The organism is Rhizobium sp. 05L419 (assembly GCF_056397845.1).
Genome location: NZ_JBFTOF010000006.1, coordinates 86659 through 106184 on the forward strand (window position 1 = coordinate 86659; position 19526 = coordinate 106184).

The 19526-nt window shown below is 61.2% G+C and carries 19 protein-coding genes; 11 read left to right on the forward strand and 8 right to left on the reverse strand.

Features of this window, described 5'->3' with window-relative positions:
* Positions 1 to 276: 276 nt before the first annotated feature.
* From AC1DMK_RS09950 to rplI, 5 genes are all read left to right on the forward strand, one after another.
* Positions 277 to 2034, forward strand: a complete 1758-nt coding sequence (locus AC1DMK_RS09950; protein ID WP_037063859.1) for an adenylate/guanylate cyclase domain-containing protein — start codon at positions 277 to 279, stop codon at positions 2032 to 2034.
* Positions 2035 to 2307: 273 nt separating this feature from the next.
* Positions 2308 to 2778 (forward strand): 30S ribosomal protein S6, encoded by a 471-nt coding sequence (rpsF, locus tag AC1DMK_RS09955; protein ID WP_037063861.1) that lies wholly within the window; start codon positions 2308 to 2310, stop codon positions 2776 to 2778.
* A gap of 12 nt (positions 2779 to 2790) precedes the next feature.
* Positions 2791 to 3039 (forward strand): 30S ribosomal protein S18, encoded by a 249-nt coding sequence (gene rpsR / locus AC1DMK_RS09960; RefSeq protein ID WP_004680498.1) that lies wholly within the window; start codon positions 2791 to 2793, stop codon positions 3037 to 3039.
* A gap of 157 nt (positions 3040 to 3196) precedes the next feature.
* Entirely contained in the window at positions 3197 to 4180 is a 984-nt protein-coding gene (locus tag AC1DMK_RS09965) for a DUF2232 domain-containing protein (RefSeq protein ID WP_037063866.1), read from the forward strand.
* A 21-nt stretch (positions 4181 to 4201) separates the two neighbouring features.
* A complete protein-coding gene (rplI, locus tag AC1DMK_RS09970; RefSeq protein WP_037063868.1) occupies positions 4202 to 4780 on the forward strand; it encodes a 50S ribosomal protein L9 in 579 nt (192 codons plus the stop codon).
* Positions 4781 to 4835: 55 nt separating this feature from the next.
* On the opposite strand, the gene AC1DMK_RS09975 is transcribed toward rplI, so the two are convergent.
* From AC1DMK_RS09975 to AC1DMK_RS09985, 3 genes are read right to left on the reverse strand one after another with little or no spacing between them, the layout of a single operon-like run.
* Entirely contained in the window at positions 4836 to 5900 is a 1065-nt protein-coding gene (locus AC1DMK_RS09975) for an HlyD family secretion protein (RefSeq protein WP_477858690.1), read from the reverse strand.
* Between the two features lie 16 nt (positions 5901 to 5916).
* A complete protein-coding gene (locus AC1DMK_RS09980; RefSeq protein WP_477858692.1) occupies positions 5917 to 7590 on the reverse strand; it encodes an MFS transporter in 1674 nt (557 codons plus the stop codon).
* Between the two features lie 10 nt (positions 7591 to 7600).
* Positions 7601 to 8044: a MarR family transcriptional regulator gene (locus tag AC1DMK_RS09985; RefSeq protein WP_037063874.1), complete on the reverse strand. Its 444-nt coding sequence runs from the start codon at positions 8042 to 8044 to the stop codon at positions 7601 to 7603.
* A 328-nt stretch (positions 8045 to 8372) separates the two neighbouring features.
* Between AC1DMK_RS09985 and AC1DMK_RS09990 the strand changes: the two genes are divergently transcribed.
* Entirely contained in the window at positions 8373 to 9869 is a 1497-nt protein-coding gene (locus AC1DMK_RS09990) for a replicative DNA helicase (RefSeq protein WP_037063876.1), read from the forward strand.
* A 31-nt stretch (positions 9870 to 9900) separates the two neighbouring features.
* Here the strand turns inward: AC1DMK_RS09990 and AC1DMK_RS09995 are convergent, their stop codons facing one another.
* From AC1DMK_RS09995 to AC1DMK_RS10005, 3 genes are all read right to left on the reverse strand, one after another.
* A complete protein-coding gene (locus AC1DMK_RS09995) occupies positions 9901 to 10203 on the reverse strand; it encodes an AzlD domain-containing protein (protein ID WP_037063877.1) in 303 nt (100 codons plus the stop codon).
* Entirely contained in the window at positions 10200 to 10904 is a 705-nt protein-coding gene (locus AC1DMK_RS10000) for an AzlC family ABC transporter permease (RefSeq protein ID WP_477858694.1), read from the reverse strand. The genes AC1DMK_RS09995 and AC1DMK_RS10000 overlap by 4 nt, the downstream gene beginning before the upstream one ends.
* Before the next feature lie 72 nt (positions 10905 to 10976).
* Positions 10977 to 11798: an AraC family transcriptional regulator gene (locus AC1DMK_RS10005; RefSeq protein WP_477858921.1), complete on the reverse strand. Its 822-nt coding sequence runs from the start codon at positions 11796 to 11798 to the stop codon at positions 10977 to 10979.
* Between the two features lie 170 nt (positions 11799 to 11968).
* Here AC1DMK_RS10005 and alr point away from each other — a divergent pair, with 170 nt between their 5' ends.
* A complete protein-coding gene (alr, locus tag AC1DMK_RS10010) occupies positions 11969 to 13147 on the forward strand; it encodes an alanine racemase (RefSeq protein WP_037063881.1) in 1179 nt (392 codons plus the stop codon).
* Here the strand turns inward: alr and AC1DMK_RS10015 are convergent.
* On the reverse strand, positions 13144 to 13779 hold the full coding sequence (locus AC1DMK_RS10015) for a LysE family translocator (RefSeq protein WP_477858696.1): 636 nt from the start codon (positions 13777 to 13779) through the stop codon (positions 13144 to 13146). The two genes, alr and AC1DMK_RS10015, sit on opposite strands and share 4 nt — an antisense overlap.
* Positions 13780 to 13929: 150 nt before the next feature.
* On the opposite strand from AC1DMK_RS10015, the gene radA reads away from it, so the two are divergent.
* The 4 genes from radA to AC1DMK_RS10035 all read left to right on the forward strand — a co-directional run bounded on the left by radA (position 13930) and on the right by AC1DMK_RS10035 (position 18638).
* Positions 13930 to 15333, forward strand: coding sequence for a DNA repair protein RadA (gene radA / locus AC1DMK_RS10020; protein ID WP_037063885.1), 1404 nt, complete (start codon positions 13930 to 13932; stop codon positions 15331 to 15333).
* A 93-nt stretch (positions 15334 to 15426) separates the two neighbouring features.
* On the forward strand, positions 15427 to 16053 hold the full coding sequence (locus AC1DMK_RS10025) for a CvpA family protein (RefSeq protein ID WP_037063887.1): 627 nt from the start codon (positions 15427 to 15429) through the stop codon (positions 16051 to 16053).
* 146 nt (positions 16054 to 16199) lie between these two features.
* Positions 16200 to 17690, forward strand: a complete 1491-nt coding sequence (purF, locus tag AC1DMK_RS10030; protein WP_037063889.1) for an amidophosphoribosyltransferase — start codon at positions 16200 to 16202, stop codon at positions 17688 to 17690.
* A gap of 207 nt (positions 17691 to 17897) precedes the next feature.
* Positions 17898 to 18638, forward strand: a complete 741-nt coding sequence (locus tag AC1DMK_RS10035; protein ID WP_037063891.1) for an SDR family NAD(P)-dependent oxidoreductase — start codon at positions 17898 to 17900, stop codon at positions 18636 to 18638.
* Here AC1DMK_RS10035 and AC1DMK_RS10040 read toward each other — a convergent pair.
* Positions 18620 to 19372: a glycoside hydrolase family 25 protein gene (locus AC1DMK_RS10040; protein WP_477858699.1), complete on the reverse strand. Its 753-nt coding sequence runs from the start codon at positions 19370 to 19372 to the stop codon at positions 18620 to 18622. The two genes, AC1DMK_RS10035 and AC1DMK_RS10040, sit on opposite strands and share 19 nt — an antisense overlap.
* Between the last annotated feature and the right edge of the window lie 154 nt (positions 19373 to 19526).

Genomic DNA, 19526 nt, shown 5'->3' on the forward strand with positions numbered 1-19526 from the left:
CTTTGACCTATCCATACCAATTCGGGTAATCTGTTCCACGGACGGTCTCCCTCGATTGAGAACTTCAACGAACTCACTCTGGCACATTGCGATGCCGTTGGGAGCAGTCCAACCCAACAACCCATCGTCGATCTCCAGTCTGCCGGAACGACACGCATCTGACACAACGACAGGTTTGGGCAACGCTGTCGCCGTTTGCAATTTGCCGCTTCTACAGTTTCCTCATTTAAGCTAGTTTCGGATGGCCTTGGCAAATGCCGCAGGAGTGCCATCTCCGTGGAACGTAAGCTTGCAGTCATCCTTGCCGGCGACGTCGCCGGCTATAGTCGCCTCGTTGCTGCCAACGAGGAAGATGCCCTTGCTACGCTTGCCACCTACAACGCCACCATCGGCGACCTGGTGTCGGAGCATGGCGGGAGGATTTTCGGTAGCGCCGGCGATAGCGTCGTGGCGGAATTTCGAAGTGCCGTGCAGGGTGTGCGGGCAGCCGTCGCGATCCAGCGAGCCCTTCACCGCCGGAACGCCGACCTGCCGACCGACCGCAGAATGGAGTTTCGCCTTGGGCTCAATCTTGGCGATGTCGTCGTTTCGGGCGGAAACCTGCTCGGCGACGGCGTGAACGTGGCCGCAAGGCTGCAAGAGGTCGCGTTGCCGGCCGGAATTTGCATCTCGGGCGCTGTCCGGGACCAGATCGAAGGCAAGCTGGACTTCCCTATGGTGCGAATGGGCGATCGCACTTTGAAGAACATCCCGCGCGCCGTGCCAGTCCACAGAGTGCACTGGGGTCGCGAGGACCCGGTGGAAGCAGGAGCACTCGGTGGGCCGCTCCGGCTGCCCGACAAGCCGTCGATTGCCGTGCTCCCCTTCGTCAACATGTCCGACGATCCCGAGCAGGAGTTTTTCGCGGACGGCCTCACCGAAGATATCATAACGGCCCTGTCGCTCTATCGATGGTTCTTCGTCATTGCGCAGAACTCATCCTTTGCCTACAAGGGACGCGCTGTCGACGTAAAGCAGATCGGCCGCGATCTTGGGGTGCGCTATATCGTCGAAGGAAGCGTCCGCAGGGCCGGAACGCGCGTCCGCGTTACAGGGCAATTGATCGAAGCTGAAAGCGGCGTCCATCTCTGGGCGCAACGCTACGATCGGGAAATCACGGACATCTTTGCCATTCAGGACGAACTCACGCAGAACGTGGTCGGGGCTATCGAGCCCGAAATCCTGATCGGGGAAAGCCGAAGGGCACAGCAAAGGACCACGGACAATCTCGACGCCTACGAGAGCCACATGCGCGGCACCTGGCTTCACAACGCACAGGACACCGCGGAGCATTTCGTGGAAGCGATCACTTGGCATCGCCGGGCAATCGCTCTCGACCCGGATTTCGGCCGCGCCCACATGATGCTCGCCCGCTCGCTCTACGCCCGATGCTTTCATGGCTTCAGCAATGATGTCGACCGCGACAGCGCCGAACTTCGGGTCGCTGCTGAACGCGCCGTGGCGCTCGACAACCGCGACCCCTATTCGCACTATGCGATGTGCCTTGCCCATTTCGTCGGGCAGAATGCGCCGTCAGCGGTCGAGGAAGCGCAGCAGGCGATCGACCTCAATCCCAATCTTGGGCTGGCGCATATGGGGCTGGGCTGGGCACGGATATTTACCGGGCATTTCGCAGAAGCGCTCGACCCGCTTCACATGGCCCTGCGGCTCAGCCCGCATGACCCGCTCACCTACCTCATTCTCGACCGTATTGCACTTTCGCACTACCATCTCGGCAACTACGAGGAGGCAGCGCATTACTCGGAGCGAGGACTCTCGCTCCGCCGCGCATATTTCAACCGTGTCGTGCTTCTCGCGAGCCTCGGCCAACTCGATCGACAGGCCGAAGCACGACGGCTCGTTCCCGAGACGCTGTCCAACGTGCCGGCCGACATTGAGCACTACTGGAAGATTCTGACGCCCTATGTCGACCGGCGTCATCGCGCGCATTTTCTCGAGGGGCTGGGAAAGGCAGGCTTTCCAGTCGTGACGTGATCTCGCGGTAATCTCGCTCCACCCCTTGCCTTTCCGCGAAAAACCCGTATAAGCCGCCCTGTTCGCAAACCCGGTCTTCTGGCTGGTGGCTGAACGGAGGGCCGGTTTTCGCAAGAAAATCGTCGGAACGGAAGCGTTCCAGCCTCCCGTGTCTCCGCTCTCGACCGTCTCGGAACGCTTTTCTTGCTTGGCGCTTGTCGTCTCTCAGGAGCAGTCGTTGAGGCTTAGCCGCCGAATATCGGGTTGAACCAACGCAAGAAAGGCAAAGCTGTCATGGCTCTTTATGAACATGTATTCCTTGCCCGACAGGATATTTCCGCTCAGCAGGTCGATGCCCTCGTAGAACAGTACAAGGGCGTGATCGAAGCTAACGGCGGCAAGGTCGGGCGCATCGAAAACTGGGGCCTCAAGTCCCTCACCTACCGCATCAAGAAGAACCGCAAGGCTCACTACGCCTTGATGGACATCGATGCACCAGCAGCTGCGGTCCAGGAAATGGAACGCCAGATGCGCATCAGCGAAGACGTCCTGCGTTACATGACGATCGCTGTTGAAAAGCACGAAGAAGGCCCGTCGGCCATGATGCAGAAGCGCGACCGCGACGACCGCGGCCCGCGTGATGGCGCCCGTGGCCCGCGTGAAGGCGGCTTTGGCGATCGCGACCGTGGTCCTCGCCCTCCGCGTGAAGGTGGCTTCGGTGACCGTGAAGACCGTCCGCGCCGTCCGCGCGAAGACCGTGTATAAGGAGATCTGAGAATGTCTGAAGCTTCCTCCGCTCCGGTCCGTCGCCCGTTCCATCGTCGTCGCAAGACCTGCCCGTTCTCCGGCGCAAACGCTCCGCGGATCGACTACAAGGACGTTCGTCTCCTGCAGCGTTACATTTCCGAGCGCGGCAAGATCGTTCCTTCCCGCATCACGGCTGTTTCACAGAAGAAGCAGCGCGAACTCGCTCAGGCGATCAAGCGCGCTCGTTTCCTCGGCCTGCTGCCGTACGTCGTCGCTTAGTCAGCCGACGCGACCCGAATAGAGGGAAGGCAGCGATGCCTTCCCTTCTCCCTTTCGCGATGGGCGCGGATCGGAACTCTTAAAACCCATGTTGAGGCCTTTCTGAAACTGATTCAGGAAAGTCCCTCTAACTGCTTGATGAAGCAGGACAGCGACCTTGAAACAATTGAATACCAAGACGCTTGGCATCGGCGCCCTCGCCGGATTGACCGCCGCACTTCTGGTGCTCGGCGCGAGCCTGCAGCCGTCGTTCAGTTCCGTTCTCTATGCTGCCTCCGCTCTTCCCATTCTTCTCGTCGGACTTGGCTGGGGCAACCTGGCGGCCATTTCTGCCGTGGTTACCGCTGCCGTGCTCGGCGCGATCGCCATCTCGCCCTCGTTTGCGCTGATGATGACGCTGGTCACCCTCCTGCCGGCCGGATGGCTCAGCCATCTTGCCAATCTTGCCCGTCCTGCCGCCGAGCTTGGTGGACCCGACCACCTGATCGCGTGGTATCCACTGTCCGACATCCTGCTGCATCTCTGCGCGCTTGTGACGGTTGCCGTCATCGTCGTCGGCGTGATGATCGGCTACGGGCCGGACCTTATCGACCGACTGGTCGACGTCCTGTTCGGCTCGATCGCACAGCAACAGTCGGAATTCGCTCCCGACGCGGCCACGATCGCGCAGACCAAGTCGCTGGTTCTCCTGCTGCTCCCGGCCATTCAGGGCGGCATGTGGGTCGTCATGCTGTTTGCGGCCTATTACATTGCCACGCGCATCGTCAGCGCGTCCGGCGGCGGCCTGCGCCCGCGCGAGGATATCCCTTCCTCGCTGAGGATGAACCGCAACTCGATCTTCATCTTCCTCGTCGGACTTGCCGCCACCTTCTTCGGCGGCATCCCGGCGATGATCGGAGCAACGCTCGTCGGCACATTCGGCGCCGGCTTCCTGCTCTCCGGTTTTGCCGCGCTGCATTTTCGCACGCGCGGCAAGGATTGGCGCCTGCCAGCGCTGATCCTCTGCTACCTGGCATCGCTCCTGCTGATGGTGCCAGCCTTTTTCATCCTCGTGGTGGGGCTCAGCGATACCCGAAAGGCCATCGCTCTCACCCCGAACAAGGATGCTGATGCCCCCAAACAGACAGACACGAAAATCTAAGGACACGAAAGGAACACTGACATGGAAGTCATTCTTCTCGAACGCATCTCCAAGCTCGGCCAGATGGGCGAAACCGTAAAGGTTCGCGACGGCTTTGCTCGCAACTACCTCTTGCCGCTCGGCAAGGCTCTGCGCGCCAACGCAGCGAACAAGACTCGTTTCGAATCCGAGCGCGCCACGCTCGAAGCTCGCAACCTCGAGCGCAAGTCGGAAGCCCAGAAGGTCGCCGACGTTCTCGAAGGCAAGTCCTTCATCGTCGTCCGTTCGGCTGGCGAAACCGGCCAGATGTACGGCTCGGTCGCTGCTCGCGACGTCGTTGAAATCCTCGCTGCAGAAGGCTTCACCATCGGCCGCAACCAGGTTCACCTGAACACGCCGATCAAGGCAATCGGCCTGCACCAGGTCGAGCTTCAGCTCCATGCCGAAGTTGAAATTAAGATCGAACTGAACGTTGCACGTTCGGCCGAAGAAGCCGAACGCCAGCAGAAGGGCGAAACGCTTACGTCGGTTGACGCCATCTATGGTGTCGACGAAGACGCTCTGCGTCCGGAAGACTTTTTCGATCCGGAAGCTGACGGCAACGCAGAAGACGACGAATAGTATTTCTGAAGAGCAATCTCCGGAAGGAGAAAGCCCGGTTCGTGCCGGGCTTTTTCTATTTCGTCGCCGTCTTCTCGTCGGGCGCGACGCTCTTGTCGACGTTGACCACGACAGACAGGCCGGGCGTCAAGCTCTTGGCGATCGGCTGGCCAGGATCGATGCTGATGCGCACGCCGACGCGCTGGGCGATCTTTACGAAATTGCCGGTCGCATTGTCAGGCTTGATGACGGCGAACTCCGAACCGGCGGCTGGCGAGAAGCGCTCGATGCGGCCAGTCAGGCGCTGCTTTCCGAGAGCGTCTACAATGATGGACACCGGCTGTCCCACTTCCATCCCCTCAAGCTGGGTTTCCTTGAAATTGGCGACGACCCATACGTCCTCCGGCACCACGGCCATGAGTTGCGTGCCAGCCGTCACATACTGCCCCAGGCGAACACCCACTTCGCCGAGATGGCCGTCGCGGGGCGCCACGATCGAGGTGTTCTGAAGGTCGATTTCCGCCAAATGCACCGTGGCCTCGGCGCTGGCCACATTGGCCTCGAGCAACGAGCGATTGACGATAATCGTCGCAAGGCTCTGCTTGGAAACCTCCAGCGCCGCCTGCGCCTGGTTCAGCGCGGCCTTGGCCTGTTCCAACGTCGCCTGCGCCTGCTCGGATTCGCTCGCGGATGCAATGCCGCGATCACTCAGATTGCTTATCCTGTCCCAGGCGAGTTGCGCGCGCTTCAGCGAAGCGTTGGCGCTGTCGATTTGCGCCTCGCTGGACGCGATCGTTGCTCTGGCGGAGAGTTCCGACTGACGCGAATTGTCCAGCGACGCCTTCTGGCCATCCAGCGCGGCCCGCGCCTGAGCGAGCTTCTGTGCATAGATCCTGTCATCGATCCGTGCCAACACCTGCCCTTGCCCTACCTGCTCGTAGTCCTTGACGGGGACATCGACGACGTAGCCACTGACCTGAGGGCTCATGATCGTCACGTAGCCTCTGACATAGGCGTTGTCGGTGGTCTCGACCGAGGTGATGAACGGCGGCAGGCGCCAGGCGTAAAGGACGAGCAGCACGCCCGTTATGCCTGCGAGGAAGGCGATCATGCTTGTCGGCGACCGGAAAAATTTCAACATGCTCGGAGCTCTGGGATCAGGTTTGGGTTGCGGCGGCGTCCTGCCCGCTTTCCCGAGACCAGGGCAGCCGCTGCAACGCTTGATGAATGAGGAGAACGGCCAACCCCAAAAGCGAGGCAAGGCATATGACGAGGAATGTATCGTTATAGGCGAGGACATAGGCCTCACGCGTGACTTGCTGGCCAAGCAGGGCAATACCCTCTGCGCTCAGCAGAGTCTTGTCAGTGATGACCTTGCCATAGGCGGCAGCCAGTTGAGATACGCGCTGCACGACCACCGGGTCTTGCAAGAGGATGTGTTCGACCAGAGCGTTCGAATGGAACTTCTCGCGGACGGTGACGAAGGTGCCGAGCATGGCTGATGCGAAGAGCGAGCCGATGCTCTGAGTAAACAGAAAGATCGCCAGAAAATTGACGATGAACGGCATGCCGCGCGCCATCGCCGCCTTGAAGCCGCTCGACATCACCGGCGGGAGAAACATGGCGGCACCGGCGGCGACCATCGCCTGGCTCAAATACATCTGTTCCGGGCGCGTCAGGCTGGTCGATTGGCTGTCGAGATAGGCGCCGGCCGCGATCAGTATCAGGGCTAGAATATGGGCGGTCTCGACGTAGCGCGTCGTCATGAGCAGCGTGCAGAACAATCCTCCGACCAGTGATGCGAGCAGGATGACCGCGTAGAGGGCGACAGTCTGATCGTTGAGGAGGCCGAGCTGCTGGTAGAGGTTGGCGGCCGTCGAGGACTGTTCGGAGGAGACGAAACGGAAGAGGAGGAGCACGCCCGCCATCCGCATGTTCGCGCCCGACAGCAGCCAACGGAAGTCGAGCATCGGATTGTCGCGCGGCAACTCGATGACCAGCATCAGGGCGAGCGAGCCGACCGCAATGGCAAGCAAAACGCCCAGCCATGGCGCTTCGAACCACCAATAAAGACGACCAAGGGTCAGGACGACGGCAAGGCAGCCGAAGCCGATCGCAAGCAGGAGATAACTCAGGATATCGAGCCTCTGGATCACCACAGCACGCGGAGGCGCCGTGAGCGGCATTGTATAGATAATCGCGAACGCGATCAGCGCGAGCCCCATCTCGAGCATGTAGAGCACATGATAGCCGCCGAAATCCAACAGAGACGGCGATATGATGCGCGAGACCGGGGCAGCAAACAGCGTGCACATGAGTGCGAGACTTATGCCGACCGAAAGCTTCTTCTCGGGCGGGAAAGCCTCGAGCATATAGAGAAAGCCGAGCGTGGACAGCGGAGCCGCGGCCATGCCGCTGATCGCTCTCACAACAATCGCCGAATGCAGATCCGTCACGAGAAGGTTGAGGCCCGCCGCGACGACAAAGCAGATGATACTAAGCTCAGCAAACCGCCTGAGGCCATATTGCGTGCGGATTTTGAAGAGGGCGATCGACAAGCTGGCGTAAGGCGCCATGTAGGCTGCCGAGAGCCATGAGACCTCCGCTGTGGTCGCCGAGAACGAACCCTGGAGCTGATAGATGTTCGCGGTGAGGAGGTTCATGCCGAGGCCCTGCGTCAGGAACAGCAGGAGCGACGCACCCATGTATAGAGGCATCTTCCAACCCGGCATCGTCATTGGCAGCGGTGGCGCTGCCTGTGGCGGCTCAACAGCCGCGTCATCTGCCGCCTTTGGCGCAACATTGTCTTTGCCGGTCTCGGCGAGGCTCATTCACACAACCTCATACTCCGCGGATGCCCTGAAGGTTGGCCTGCATGGCCCGTATCACATTCAAGCTAGTCTTCAGATCGCTTTCGGAAATACCGGCGATCACCTGCGCGCGCACGCTGACGGCAATATCGTCGATTTCTCCTGCAACAATCTTACCGGGTTCGGTAATGTAGATTTCCTTGGCGCGACGATCGGAGCCCGCAACTCGCCGCTCGACGAAGCCCTGCCCCTCCATCGCATCCAGGATCCTGACCAGCGTCGGCGTCTCGAGCTCCAGCCGATCGGCGAGCTCCTTCTGGTTGATTCCGTCCTTCTTGTTGAGCGTGAAGAAGACCCGGGCGCGCGGCAGCGTCATGTTGCGCTCCCGGACGATCTTGTCGAATACGGCCCTGAGCTTTCGATTGAAAGCCGCCAGGTCTTCGATGAGTTCACGTCCGAGAACGGGATTTGTCATTACACTCAGTCCATTTCGTTAGTGCGCTAATTATATATATCCTATCTAACTTATTTTTAAATTTCTTTCAAGGCCCATGGACAGGAGTTTTGAATGCAACCCTCGTCCACGAAGCTTAAACTAACACGTACGCCTGCCAAAGTGAGTCGTTTTGTGTCGTGTCCTCAAGGTGACACTTTCGGTATTTTTGCGTTGACCGCAAGTTCCGCTGTGGAGAAGTCGAACAGTGGGCACAGTCTCCCTGTTTCGACGGCATCGCCCGCCTGACACTTGATTTTGCGCCCGGTGCGCTGCACACCCGAAGCTGAAAAAGACAGAACGGATCAAGATGAACGACGTCGCTCGAAAGATTGCCGCTGTTGCTCCGGCGGAGCAGCACTATCGCGAAGCACCCAACAACATCGAAGCCGAGCAGGCGCTGCTCGGCGCGATCCTGATGAATAACGACGCCTACTACCGGGTGTCCGACTTCCTGAAGCCCGTACATCTCTACGAGCCGCTTCACCGCAAGATCTACGAGGTTGCGGGCGATATCATCCGCATGGGCAAGATCGCCAATCCGGTGACGATCAAGACCTTTCTGAAGGCTGACGACAAGGTCGGCGACATGACGGTCTCGGAGTATCTCGCTCGTCTCGCCCGCGAAGCCGTGACGATCATCAACGCCGAGGACTATGGCCGCGCGATCTATGATCTGGCGCTGCGCCGCGCCCTGATCACCATCGGCGAGGATGTGGTCAACATCGCTTACGATGCGCCGCTAGACATGCCGCCGCAGGCACAGATCGAAGACACCGAGCGCCGCCTCTTCGAACTCGCCGAAAACGGCCGCTACGACGGCGGTTTTCAAGCGTTCAACGATGCCGTTGCGTTGGCGATCGACATGGCGGCCGTCGCCAAGGAACGCGATGGCGGCCTCTCCGGCATCTCTACCGGCATCCACTCGCTCGATTCCAAGATGGGTGGCCTGCAGCGCTCCGACTTGATCGTTCTTGCGGGTCGTCCGGGCATGGGCAAGACCTCGCTTGCGACCAACATCGCGTACAACATCGCGGCCGCCTTTGAAGGTGAAGTCCAGGCTGACGGCAGTACGAAGGCGAAGAACGGTGGCGTCGTCGGTTTCTATTCGCTCGAAATGTCGTCAGAACAGCTCGCCACCCGTATCATCTCCGAGCAAACGGAAGTCTCCTCGTCGAAGATCCGTCGCGGTGACATCAACGATGCGGATTTCGAGAAGCTCGTCGCCTGCTCGATGATGATGCAGAAAGTGCCACTTTATATCGACCAGACCGGCGGCATCTCGATCGCACAGCTTTCGGCCCGCGCCCGCCGCCTCAAGCGTCAGCGCGGCCTCGACTGCCTGGTCGTCGATTATATCCAGCTCATGACCGGCTCCGGCAAGTCGGGCGAAAACCGCGTGCAGGAAATCACCCAGATCACCACCGGCCTGAAAGCGCTCGGCAAGGAACTGAACGTTCCGATCATCGCGCTTTCCCAGCTCTCGCGTCAGGTCGAGAGCCGCGACGACAAGCGCCCGCAGCTCTCCGACCTTCGCGAATCTGGCTCGATCGAGCAGGACGCCGACGTGGTGCTGTTCGTGTTCCGCGAGGAGTATTACGTCAAGAACAGCGAGCCGCGCGACATCGCCGATCCGAAATATCCTGAATGGGAAGCCCTGTTCGACAAGGTGAAAGGCACGGCGGACGTCATCATCGCCAAGCAGCGTCACGGACCGACCGGCACCGTCAAGCTCGCCTTCCAGTCGGAATTCACCCGCTTTGCCGATCTCGCCGATCCGTCATTCATTCAGTACGAGGAACATTGACGCCAACCATCGGGCTCAATGTCATGCGTCATTACAGTCCGATCGCCCTCAACAGGGCGACGCTCGCGATGCCGAGCGCAACGCTTGCCAGCATCGGCAGGCGACGGGCCGCCAGAGCGGTGATGCCACAAGCGGCCGTCTCCGCCCAACCGGTGGCAAACGCGGTGGGGGCAATCACGGCCATCAGCACTGCCGGCGGGATTGCTTCGATCGCGGCTCTTGTTTGATCGTTCATTTCGACATGACGGATGAGGACAAGACCGCTGACGCGGGTAAGGACGGTCGCCGCCGCCATGGCGAGAATGGCAAGCAGGGTGTGAAGGTCGAGCGTCATGCCGCTACCGCCCTCGTCCTGCCTGCCCAAAGTGCGGCGACCAGCCCGGCCACGGCCCCGGCGGCGACATACCAGACACCAGGCACGAAATGATGCACGAGGACGGCGGCAAGCGCGCTTGCCACCAGCACTGCGCAGGTCTCTCTCCCCTTCCAGAATCCCATGACCAACACCACGAATACAGCCGGAAAGGCGAAGTCGAGGCCGATTGTTGCGGGGTCTCCGAGGAAGGCGCCAAGCAGCGCGCCCGCGAGCGTCGAACCGACCCAGGCTGCGTAGAAGGGCGCGACGATGCCTGCATACCAGGAGGGCGTGAGCCGGGCATCGCCGGCCCGAAACTCCGCCATCGCCCACAGTTCGTCGGCAAGGAACAGCATCGCCGCATACTTCTGGATACCGGAGAAGGATTGCATCTTCGTGCCGATCGACGCGCTCATCAGGACATGCCGGATATTGACGAGAAACGCTGCGAACCCGAGGCCAGCCCAGCTTGCAGGGTGGGTCCAGATGTCCATCGCGACGAATTGAGACCCGCCGGCAAAGACCAGTGCACTCATCAATGTGGCCTCGAGGGCGGAGAGCCCCGATGTGGCGGACATGGCGCCCAAGACAAGCCCGATCGGAATGACGGCGACGATCAATGGCAGGATTGCGCGCGTTCCGGCGAGAAAATCGCCGGCCGGCCGGTACTGCTTCAGCATGGGAAACCTCCAGAACGATCAAGGTGAGGAGGTGTTATTCCGGACATGGGCGCTCGTATTGAACGAAAGTGATCAGCGCGCCCGGAATTGTCCCGGAGTCACGCCGGTGCGCGCCTTGAAATGGCGGGTAAAGTGCGCCTGGTCGGCGAAACCGCACTGGATGGCAACATCCGCCGGCGCCCGGCCGGCGCGTAGCAGCTTTCGGGCCTCGCGCACGCGCTTGTCGGTCAGGAAGGCATGCGGCGTGATGTGGTATTCCTTGCGAAAGGCGCGAATGAGATGGGCTCGGCTGAGCCCCGTGACCTTTGCCAGTTCCTCAAGGCCGATATCTGTGTCGAAGCTCTCGATCAGGTAGTCGCGGGCGCGTCCCACCGCCGTGCGCTCGCTCGTATCGAGGGGCACGATGATGGCGCTCCCGTGTCTATCGAAAAGGGCGGCGAGCAGGCGAAACATGCCCTCCTCGGATTCCAGCGCTCCGGCGCCGCTCTCAAGCGCGCGATGCGCGGCATGAAAGGCGCTCGCCATCTGCGGATCTCGGGGAACCTCCCTCGGGAAAGAGGGCGTTGCGTTGAACGCCTTGCCGCTTACATCTTCCAGGATATCGACGAGGAGCTTTGTATCCGGGTAGATCATCCGGTAGCGATATCCCTCCCCACCGGGCGCTCCGTCATGAACGACGCCGGGGTCGATGAGATAAAGGTCGCCTGGCCCGGTCTCTTCCCGTTTTCCCTTCATTCTCGCAATCTGGCTGCCGCTTTCGATGGCGCCGATGCTGAAGGTGTCATGGGCGTGCGGTGCGTATTCGTGCGTGAGAAAGCTGGCGCTTAGGCATTCCATGTCGCGGAAGCGCCTGGCCCGCCAGAAGCATGCCATTTCGACATCGACGAGCGGCATCGCTTCTGCTGCCTGTTTCTGCGATACGTTCTGCATCGCGTGAAATTAGCCCAACAAAATCCATGCGTCTTGAACAAAAGTGATCGCAAGGTGGAACGCTTTCTCTTTGCCTTGTTGATCGCTAGACTGGTACTGCCACTTTCCAGCCCTCCATTTCCCACGGCGCGTCCATGACTGAACTTTCTGATGACTTCGAAAATGACGATCCTTTCGCCTCCGCCGGCTTGCGGCTGACCGTCGACCTGACTGCGCTCACCGAGAACTGGAAGGACATGGCGCGCCGCTCCGGCAGCGCGCGGGCAGCGGCTGTGGTGAAGGCCGACGCCTACGGCACCGGCATCGAGGACGCCGGCGAAGCGCTCTATATGGCCGGCGCGAGGGACTTTTTCGTTGCCACAGTCGATGAGGGCGTGACACTCAGGCTCTATGCGCCGGACGCCCGCATCTTCGTTCTTGCCGGCATATGGCCGGGTACCGAACGTCGCTTCTTCGAGAACGACTTGGTCCCGGTGATTTCGTCGGAGGAACAACTGGCCTTCTGGATGGCTGTACTGGCGGAGTATGGCGATTATCCCTGTGCGCTCCACGTCGACACCGGTTTCAACCGCCTGGGACTTGCGATGGACGAGGCGATCGCGCTTGCCGACGACGTCTCCCGTCCTGCGAGTTTTGCGCCGGTTCTCGTCATGAGCCACCTTGCGTGCGGTGACGACCCTACTTCGGCGATGAACAAGCAGCAGCTTGAATCATTCCGCAGGGTTAGCGCTGCCTATGAAGGTATCGATTCAAGTCTTGCTGCTTCGGCAGGCGTCTTTCTCGGCAGCGACTATCACTTCGACCTTACCCGCCCCGGCATCTCCATGTATGGCGGCGAGGCCGTCAGCGGGATGACCAATCCGATGCGGCCGGTGGTGACCGCGGAAGCGCGGATCATCCAGGTTCGCACAGCCCCTGCAGGCCAATCCGTCAGCTACGGCTGCGCGGCGCAGTTGACGCGTGACAGCCGCCTGGCGATCGTATCAGCCGGCTATGCTGACGGTTATATGCGGAGCCAATCGAGCGGCGGCGTGCCGCTGCGCCAGAGCGTGCCGCAGGGTGGGCAAGGCTTCGTTGCCGGCCGGAAAGTACCCGTCGCCGGGCGCATCAGCATGGACCTGACAATCTTCGACGTCACGGACCTGCCGGAAAATGCAGTGCGCGCAGGCGATTACGTCGAGCTGTTCGGCAAGAACGTCGCGGTCGACGATGTCGCGCGGGCGGCGGGGACGATCGGCTACGAGATCCTGACCAGCATGGGGCTGCGTCACGAGCGGCGTTACGTCGTGGAAGACGAAAACGACGCGATCTAGCGCGCCGTCAGCGCCAACCGCACGCCGAGGGCGACGAGCAAGGCTCCAAGCCCGCGGTCGAGCCACACGCCGACGCTCTTCCGGCGTTTGATCACGTCCGCGATGCGGCCGCCGGCCAGAATGAGCGGAGGCTCGATGAAGACGGCGACGACGATGATCAGGACGCCGTGAACTGCGAGCTGGAGCCATGTCGGGCCGGCCCCCTCGGCCACGAACTGCGGCAGGAAGGCCAGGAAGAAAATAGCGACCTTCGGATTGAGCAGCGAGACGAGAATCCCCTGCCGATAGACGCGACGCCAGGGCAAGGTGTTTTCCGCCGCCTTGACGAGGCCGCCCTCGCCGTTGGAGCGCAAAGCCTGGATGCCGAGCCAGACCAGATAGAGCGCGCCGATCCACTTCACGGCCGAGAATGCCACTGCGGAAGCGGCTAGGATTGCCGAGAGGCCGAAGGCGGCCATCGCCACATGCAGGCACGCGCCGGTCCAAATGCCGAAAAGCGCTGCAAAGCCGGTGCGCATCCCGCTCTTGATCGTATGGCCGAGGATGAACGCCATATCGGGCCCCGGCGACAGATTGAGAAGCACCGCTGCCGAGAGAAACGTGATCCAGTGTGCGAGCGAGTAATCCAGCATTGTGCACCTCCAAGACAGTGGAGAACAGATGCCACCGAGGCTCCTGATAGGGAAATCATTAGTTTTGATCGGTGCCTCGAATGATTATCTGAGCAACCCAGACTGATTCGAGCCGGCAACAGCGCGGCCATTGAATGAAAGCGGCAATCGATGGCGAAGGCCAGGACACAATTCATCTGCCAGAGCTGTGGCGCGGTCCACAACAGGTGGGCCGGCAAGTGCGAGGGCTGCGGCGAGTGGAACACCATCGTCGAGGAAGACCCAATGGGCGGGATCGGCGGCGGCCCGGCAAAGACCCCGAAAAAGGGGCGCGCCGTCGCGCTCACAGCGCTATCCGGCGAGATCGAGGAAGCGCCGCGCATCCACACCGGCATCTCCGAACTCGATCGGGCGCTCGGCGGCGGCTTCGTGCGCGGCTCGGCCGTGCTGATCGGTGGCGACCCCGGTATCGGCAAGTCGACGCTGCTGATGCAGGGAGCGGCAGCACTTTCGCGTCGCGGCCATCGGATCATCTACGTCTCGGGCGAAGAGGCGGTGGCGCAGGTGCGGCTTCGCGCGCAACGACTGCAGGCCGCCGATACCGATGTGATGCTGGCGGCAGAAACCAACGTCGAGGACATTCTGGCAACGCTCGCCGAAGGCAAGCGGCCGGATCTCGTCATCATCGATTCCATCCAGACACTATGGAGCGAGCTCGCGGAGTCCGCGCCCGGAACGGTAACCCAGGTGCGCACCGGCGTTCAGGCGATGATCCGCTTTGCCAAGCAGACCGGTGCTGCGATGGTGCTCGTCGGGCACGTCACCAAGGACGGGCAAATCGCCGGCCCGCGCGTGGTCGAGCACATGGTCGATGCCGTTCTCTATTTCGAAGGTGATCGCGGCCATCACTACCGCATCCTGCGTACCGTCAAGAATCGCTTCGGGCCGACCGACGAAATCGGCGTCTTCGAGATGTCCGACAAAGGGCTGCGTGAAGTCGCCAATCCATCCGAACTGTTCCTCGGCGAACGCAATGCGAAATCGCCGGGCGCTGCAGTCTTCGCCGGCATGGAAGGAACGCGTCCGATTCTCGTCGAGGTACAGGCGCTGGTGGCGCCCACATCCCTCGGAACCCCGCGGCGAGCGATCGTAGGTTGGGATTCCGCGCGCCTGTCGATGATCCTCGCCGTGCTTGAGGCCCATTGCGGCGTCCGGCTCGGACAGCACGACGTCTATCTCAACATTGCCGGCGGCTACCGCATTTCCGAGCCGGCAGCCGACCTTGCGGTTGCCTCTGCTCTGGTTTCATCGCTCGCTGGTATTGCCCTTCCTGCTGATTGTGTCTATTTCGGCGAAGTCAGCCTGTCGGGCGCCGTCCGGCCGGTTGCGCACACTGCCCAGCGCCTCAAAGAAGCCGAGAAGCTGGGGTTTTCTGCAGCGTTGCTGCCGTCAGGGTCCGCCGAGTCGCCGAAGGGCACAGATGGTCGCTGGAGCGAGATCGAAAGCCTGCCGGATCTGGTTGCACGGATCGCGGGCTCGAAAGGCGCGCTGCGACGTGTGGAAGACGAGGTTTGATCCTTTCATCGCCGCGTCAGGTGATGATATAGGAAGCACGCAATGAGGCGCGACTGAGCCGTGGATAAGCGGACGTCCTGGAGTTGAATTTATATGCCCATTACGATTTTCGACGGTATTGTCATCGGCGTCGTTCTTTTCTCCGCCGTACTTGCAATGGTGCGCGGCTTCTCCCGCGAAGTTCTTTCGATCGCCAGCTGGGGCGGCTCTGCGGCCGCCGCCTACTATTTCTATCCGTACCTGGTCCCCTACGCCAAGAAATACACCGATGACGACCGCATCGCGATCGTCGGTTCGGCAGCCGTGGTGTTTCTGATCGCGCTGATCGTGATCTCCTTCATCACCATGAAGATCGCCGATTTCATCATCGATAGCCGTATCGGCGCACTCGACCGTACTTTGGGCTTTCTCTTCGGCGCAGCAAGGGGCATACTTCTGCTTGTCGTTGCCACCGCGTTCTGGAACTGGCTCGTTGACGTCGATCACCGTCCCAACTGGGTCAACAGTGCGAAGTCCAAGCCGTTCCTGGATTCGATGGTCGTGAAGCTGCAGTCGGTGTTGCCGGCTGAGTTCGCCCAGATGGTGCGGGCAAGCGTAATGGAGAAAATTCAGCCACAGGGTGGCAATGCGGAAGGTGGCAATGCGCCGGCATCCGATCAGGCGCCGGCCGAAGATGCAGCACCCGCCCCTGCAAATGGTGCACAGCAGCCGTCTAATTGACGCAGTGTTCAACAGCTTGACCCGGCACATGGCAATTGCCATTTGAGCGGGACGTGAATAAAGGTCCGGCCGGGCATCCGCTCCGCCGGGCCTCAGCCGTTTTTGGAAATGCCGATCCATTCTTGTGAGAGCAAAGGCCCGCATCAATGAACCAGTCCCATTCCTCCACGCTCAACGAAGAACTCGATGGCGATACGCTCCACGAGGAATGCGGGGTGTTCGGCGTTCTCGGGCATCCCGACGGCGCGACGCTGACGGCGCTCGGCCTGCACGCCCTGCAGCACCGCGGACAGGAAGCAGCCGGCATCGTCACCTTCGACGGCAAGCAGTTCCACACCGAAAAGCGAATGGGTCTTGTCGGTGACCACTATACCGATCCGGCAACACTTGCGAAGCTTCCGGGCTTCATCTCCATCGGCCACACGCGCTATTCGACGACCGGCGAAGTCGCACTTCGCAACGTCCAGCCGCTGTTTGCCGAACTCGAAGTCGGCGGCATTGCGGTAGCCCACAACGGCAACTTCACCAACGGCCTGACAATGCGCCGCATGCTGATCGCCGATGGCGCCATCTTCCAGGCGACATCCGATACCGAAGTCGTCCTCCACCTGATTGCCCGCTCCAAACAGGCCTCCTCCTCCGATCGTTTCATCGACGCGATCCGGCAGATGGAAGGAGGCTATTCGATGCTGGCGATGACCCGCACGAAGCTCATTGCCGCGCGCGACCCGATCGGTATCCGGCCGTTGGTCATGGGTGAACTCGATGGCAAGCCGATCTTCTGTTCGGAAACCTGTGCACTGGACATCATCGGCGCGAAATACATTCGCGACGTCGAAAATGGTGAAGTGGTCATCTGCGAAATCCAGCCGGACGGTTCAATCACCGTCGATTCCCGCAAGGCTGACGCGCCGAAGCCGGAGCGTCTGTGTCTCTTCGAGTACGTCTACTTCGCCCGCCCCGATTCCGTCGTCGGCGGCCGCAGCGTCTATGTTGCCCGCAAGAACATGGGCATCAACCTGGCCAAGGAATCGCCCGTTGACGCCGACGTCGTCGTGCCCGTTCCGGACGGCGGCACTCCGGCAGCCATCGGCTACGCGCAGGCCAGCGGCATCCCGTTCGAGCTCGGCATCATCCGCAACCATTACGTCGGGCGCACCTTTATCGAGCCGACCCAGCAGATCCGCGCATTCGGCGTCAAGCTGAAGCATTCCGCCAATCGGGCGATGATCGAAGGCAAACGCGTGGTTCTGGTCGACGATTCGATCGTGCGCGGCACGACTTCCCACAAGATCGTCCAGATGATCCGCGATGCCGGCGCCCGCGAAGTGCACATCCGCGTTGCAAGCCCGATGATCTATTTCCCCGATTTCTATGGTATCGACACGCCCGACGCCGACAAGCTGCTGGCCAACCAGTATACGAGCCTGAAGGCGATGTGCGACTATATCGGTGCGGACTCGCTGCAGTTCCTGTCGATCGACGGCCTCTACCGTGCCGTTGGCGGCGAGGATCGGGATAACGCCAGCCCGCAGTTCACCGACCACTACTTCACCGGCGACTACCCGACCCGGCTGCTCGATCAGGACAGCACCAGCAACGTGCGCAAGCTCGCCGTCATGGCCAGTAACGGCTAGGGAACGTCGTCTCCTTTATGACCGCCCCCTTTCCTTCGTTCCTGTGCTCGTCACAAGAATTCAGCAGCGTCAGGTCCATGGCGCGTACGGCTCAAATCATAAGATGAGTCATTCACGGCGCCGACGCGCCGCGGCTGGATTTCTGTCACAAGCACGGGAATAAGGGAGGGAATCCCCTTCCGCGCAATAGACACGGATGATACGACCATGACCATCGACCTGAAGAACCGCATCGCACTCGTCACCGGTGCGTCGCGCGGTATCGGCTACTTCACGGCACTGGAGCTGGCCAAGGCCGGCGCACATGTGATTGCCTGCGCCCGCACCGTCGGCGGCCTTGAGGATCTCGACGACGCCATCAAGGCAGTCGGCGGCTCCGCGACGCTCGTTCCCTTCGATCTTGCCGACATGAACGCGATCGACGCGCTCGGCGCCTCGATCTTCGAGCGCTGGGGCAAGCTCGACATTCTCGTTGCCAATGCCGGCGTACTCGGCGTGATCTCGCCGATCGGCCATATCGAGGCGAAGACCTTCGAGAAGGTGATGAACATCAACGTGGCGGCCACCTGGCGGCTGATCCGCTCGGTCGATCCGCTGCTGGCACGCTCGGATGCCGGCCGCGCGGTCATCCTGTCGTCGGGTGCCGCCCACAAGTGTCGTCCGTTCTGGGGGCCCTACTCCGCCTCCAAGGCCGCGGTGGAAGCGCTTGCCCGCACCTGGGCCGGGGAAAGCCAGAGCACGCCGCTTCGCATCACAAGCGTCGACCCGGGTGCGACGCGGACCGCGATGCGCGCGCAGGCCGTACCGGGCGAAAACCCCGAGACCCTGCCACACCCATCCGAAGTCGCAAAGGCGATCCTGCCGCTGGTGGGACCCGATGTGACCGAGACCGGCAAGCTGTTCATCGTGCGCGAGAGCAAGCTTGTGGACTACCGGCTGCCCGAGTAGTCCGCGGGCTGTTCAGCAACCAGTGCCGGAAACAGGTGAGCGAAATCCTTTTCCGACGGACATAGGACGTTGAGGTCGACTGGCCCCTCAATGCCCTCCAGGGTGGCGTTGTCGGAAAATTGCCATATCGACCAGTGGCCGCAATCTCCCTGATCCGGCTCCTCCGCGATGCGCCGCAGCCAGAGATAGTGGTCGGGAAAGCTGGCTTCGTTGTCCTTCAGGTATTGATCGTAGAATTGCTGGTTGAGGTAGAAGATCGGCTTGCCGGAATAGGCTCCCTTCAATTCTGCGAGGAACGCCCCGATCTCCGCACGGAGCTCTTCGCGTGTCGGGACCTTGCCGCAGTTGCCGGTGAACTCCAGATCGATCGCGATCGGCAGAGTGCCCGGCTCCGCTGGCACCGTTGCGAGCACGTTCCGGGCCTGCTCGCGGCCGGGGCGGCAGAAGGTGAAAAAGTGATAGGCGCCGCGTACGATGCCGGCTTCCTTTGCCGCCTGCCAGTTCTCTGCAAATCGCGTGTCCCTGTGATCTCCGCCCTCGGTCGCCTTCATGATGGCGAAGCGGACATTCGCCTGCGTGCCGAGCTTCTTCCAATCGATGCTGCCCTGATGGTGGCTGACATCGATTCCCTGTAGGGGATAGTCTTCGAGCGAGGGGGGAGCGAACGGTGCCATGACGCGATCGTATGTGAGGTACGACACGGATGCGACTACCAAAATGGCAATGGCTGTCATGGTTTGATGCAGGGGCCTCACGCGGGTTCCTCAAGCAGGGATCGGTACTTGTCCAGCAGAGTTTTGCAGTCGCGGTGATGTGTGGCAACGTGCGAGCCCTGCACTTTCGCCTCCGGCGTTCGGTGCTGCAATCGTTTCGCCGGATCGATTGCTC